Origin of the sequence: Brevundimonas sp. P7753, assembly GCF_013386595.1 — a bacterium.
Classification (GTDB): domain Bacteria; phylum Pseudomonadota; class Alphaproteobacteria; order Caulobacterales; family Caulobacteraceae; genus Brevundimonas; species Brevundimonas bullata.
Map to the genome: position 1 here is coordinate 1 of NZ_JACARP010000134.1, position 3,918 is coordinate 3,918.

Annotated in this window: 2 protein-coding genes; both read right to left on the minus strand. The window is 62.9% G+C overall.

The features are described from left to right. Positions 1-2,100 (minus strand): TonB-dependent receptor (locus HX774_RS18190; protein ID WP_218650516.1); only part of this gene is annotated, 2,100 nt, incomplete at its 3' end. 346 nt (positions 2,101-2,446) lie between these two features. Beyond that, positions 2,447-3,853, minus strand: a complete 1,407-nt coding sequence (locus HX774_RS18195) for a capsular biosynthesis protein (protein ID WP_255500545.1) — start codon at positions 3,851-3,853, stop codon at positions 2,447-2,449. Between the last annotated feature and the right edge of the window lie 65 nt (positions 3,854-3,918).

The following is a 3,918-nucleotide window of genomic DNA, read 5'->3' on the forward strand; positions in this document are numbered from 1 at the left end:
GGTGACCATTGCCGTGCGCGGGGCGCCCAGCTGGAACTGGCCGGTGCCCGTGGTCGAGGTCGTAATGTCGCCCAGGTACTCTTCGTCGAACAGGTTGATGACGTTCAGCTGGATGTAGGAACCGCCGGCGCCGACCGAAGCTAGGTTGTAGCGGACGTCCAGGTCGAAGGTCAGGTAGTCAGGAGCGACTTCGGTGTTGACGTCGTTCGAGAAACGCTCGCCGACATACTTGCCCTGCAGACCCAGGTCGAACTTGCCGATCGTGTAGGCGGCGCGAGCGCCGAACTGCCAGTCGGGGGTCTCGACCAGCTGGTTTCCGGCGATCTTGATGAAGATCGGCTTGCCGGTGACCTTGTCCGTGCCGTTCGGCAGGTCGTTCTTCACTTCGCTGTCGGTGTAGGTGAACGAACCGGTCAGGTTCAGGTTCTCCATCGGCGACCAGCCGATCTGACCGTCGACGCCCTGCAGGGTCACGTCGCCGACGTTACGCGTCAGGAACAGGCCGGCGGCTTCGTCGAAGGTGCGCACGATGCGGTTGGCGTAGTCCGTCTTCCACACGGCGACCGAAGCGATCACCGAACCCGACTGGAAGCGGTACCCCAAGTCATAGGAGTTGGTGGTTTCCGGTTCCGGGTTCACGTCGACGACGTCGTACAGGTCGTCGGTGCGCGGGGCCGAGAAGCCTTCAGCATACGAGGCGTAGATCGACTGGTTCTCAGCGAACTTCCAGGTCACGCCGGCGTTCGGCAGGAAGGCGTCGTACTTCTTCTCGAACGAACGCGGCTTGCCGTATTCCAGCGGCTCCGGGTTGGGATTGGAAGTCGACGGCTGGGGATTCGGGTTCATCGACGACGTCGGGAAGGTGACCAGACCGTCGCCGTCCGCGTCAACGCCGACCTGCGTGGTGCAGTAGGCGTTGAAAGTGTCGCGCTGGTAGCAGTAGTTGTTCAGTTCGCGGTCAAAGAAGGGCGCGCGGGCGCCCAGGGTCACGTCGACCGTGTCGTTGAAGAACGAGCCGCGGTATTCGGCCGCGATCTGATTCAGCATGGCGTACGACAGACGGTTACGACGTTGCAGGATCGTGCCGTCGGGCAGCTTGACCGGGCGGCCATTACGACCGGCGAACGGATCTTCCGGGAAGCCGTTGGCGTCGATGAAGCCGAACTGCCCGGTCTGGCGGTGACGACCCCAGTCGAAGGTATAGGCCAGGCGGAACTGGTGATCCTCGGCCGCGTCCCAGATCAGCGAGCTGGTGACGCCATAGCGGTGCGTGTTGGTGATGTTCGGGCGGAACAGGGTCACGCGCGTGGCGCCGTTGATCACGCCATCGCCGTTCAGGTCGACGCCGGCAGCCGACGAGTTGCCGATCAGCTGCGGATCGGTTTCGCTCATCGTCTGGGTGCCGCCGCCGTGGGCCAGGGTGTACTGGAACGATGGGTCGATCGTCAGCTTCAGCGTGTCGCTCAGGGTGAAGCGCGACTGGCCGCGGATGTTGCCGGTGTTCGACGGGTTGATCGCCGTGGCTTGCGAACGGATCGTGTTGTAGTTGTCCTTCTCGTAAGCGCCGCCCGCGTTGAACTGGGCCAGCGTGACGCGCGGCATGAACTCGTTGCGGTTCTCGTTATAGTGACCGGTCACGGCGATGAAGTCGCCGTTGTCGCCCAGCGGCTGATAGATGCGGCCGTTCAGCTGCATCTTATCGACGCCGCCGGCGCCCACGAAGTGATCATAGACGGTCTTCGAGGCCGCGAACCAGGCCGAGGTGCCCCACGGGCCGAATTCACCGGTGTCCATCAGGGCGAAGATGCGCTTGTATCCGTACTCGCCGATCGAGGGCTGCAGGATGACGCCGAAGTCCTTGGCCGGACGACGCGTGATGTAGTTGACGGTGCCGCCGGTAGCAGACGCGGTAGGGCTGTCCACGTCGGTCGTGCCAAGATTGACGGAGGCGCGCTGAATCAGTTCCGGGTCCAGCTGCTGGTTCGAGTAAATAGCGTAGTTGCCGGTATCGTTCAGCGGAATGCCGTCTTGCGTCAGCGAAACGCGGGCCGCGTCAAAGCCGCGGATGGTCAGGTCGCCGCCGGCCGAGNNCGGCCACAACGCCTTCGATGGCGCGCGGACCGCGAGCACCGGTGACAACGACGTCGCCGACCTGAGTGGCGCGGTCCTCGACCGCTTGCGAGGCTGTCGACTGGGCCGAAGCGGCGCCGGCCATGAGGACGCCGCTCATGAGGGCGGTGGTCGCCCAGAACAGCTGTTTGCGGTTGGTCATCAGTCGGTATCCCCAGTGATGTAATCGGAAGGCCACGCACGGCAGGCCCTACGCCTGTCGCGATATGGGCTGGGCCATAAGGCCCCTGAGGGAAGTTTGGGCGACAGTCGCGTGACAGTGATGTGACAGGCACCAAGGGTGGCCATAACGCCACACCCCTGTGGATTGTCGGAATCAGTCCCGCATCGAGGCCGGCCGACCGAAAGCGTCAGCGATAGCCGAGGCCGTCCAGACCATGGCTCGCGGCTCGTGATAATTGCCGTTGATCTGGGTCCGGGCGATCACATGGGCGCGGAACCGCGCGAACAGCGACGCATCGGCCGCGACGGGCGCGCGCCAGAAGCCGTCCAACGGCTGCTGATCGGTCATGCCCGCGAAATCAAAGAAGGCTTGCCCCAGAACCTTGACGGGGGTGTGGAAACCCAGCGCCGACAGGGCTGCGCTGGAGTTATTGACCACCATGCCGCACGAGGCCCGGCACAACTGAGCCAGGTTGCCGCCGTCGATGAAGTCGACTCGCCCCGTCAGACCGCGCTCCGCCGCCAGTCGGCGCGTGACGGCGCCCAGGTTGACCAGACCTGGGTCCAGAGGGTGATTCTTGACCACCAGCCGGCGATCCGCCGGAGCATGGCGCGCGAAGCTGTCCATCACCTCTGCCAAGAATGCGGCGTTGTCGGCGAAACGGGAATAGCGCAGCAGCTGAGCATCCCCCTCGCGCTGAAGACAGACGATGAAGAAGGGACCGCGCGCCTGAATGACATCTGCATCCAACTGGCGTCGTGACTGAAAGGCCAGCCCCAGATAGCGACCGACGTGACCCAGACACTGAAGCCAAGGCGCCACCGAATAGGGCGACCGATAGCGAGGATAGAGGGGGCCGCCCAGCCATGCGACAAAATGATAAAGGCTGATGTTGATCACGTGATGCGGCAGAATCTTGCCGATCGGCCGCGTCACCGGCAGCGGCGGGGTTGGGTCCGCGTAGTCACTGTCTTTACGCGGCAGACCGCTGGAGGCGTTCACGCCGTTGCGCTCAACCGTCACCCAGTCGGGGCGGAAGTAGCCATTTTCAAGCACCCAGACATCAGCCTCCAGGCGATCAAGCTGGGCCAACACGCCTTGATTGTAGATCCCGCCTTCACCGAAGACGATAATGTCGGTGAAATTCCGTGACAGCTCGATCAACCGCTCAGGCCAGCGACTAGGGCTGTCGCTAAAGACCACTGCGCCGGACCGCAGCCATCCCGCCGCATCACCGGCGTTGAAAATCATGCGAGCGACGTCAGCGCCCCGACGCTCTAGAGCCTGCGCCAGAACACGATCAAACCGCCCGAAGGGTGCGGTTACAATCAAGAAACGACGGTCTCTTAGGGACGCCATGACCGATAGGTCAACGGTCAGCTGATCGGGATCAAATGGCGCGAGCAAACGCGTGGGTTCTTTCCAAGGGACGCGGCCTTTTCCTAGTGCCAAGGCTATACAGATGACAAGGCTGATAAGCAGAATCGGCGGTATTTGAACAGCAGGAAAAGAGAAAGTCGCCGGCTCGACACCGGGCCAGCGACTAACTGCTTTCAACAATCCAAAGTCTCAGAGGCCCGAGTGCGGCCTTCAGCCACACTCGGGCCTCTGAACCTTAGAAGTTG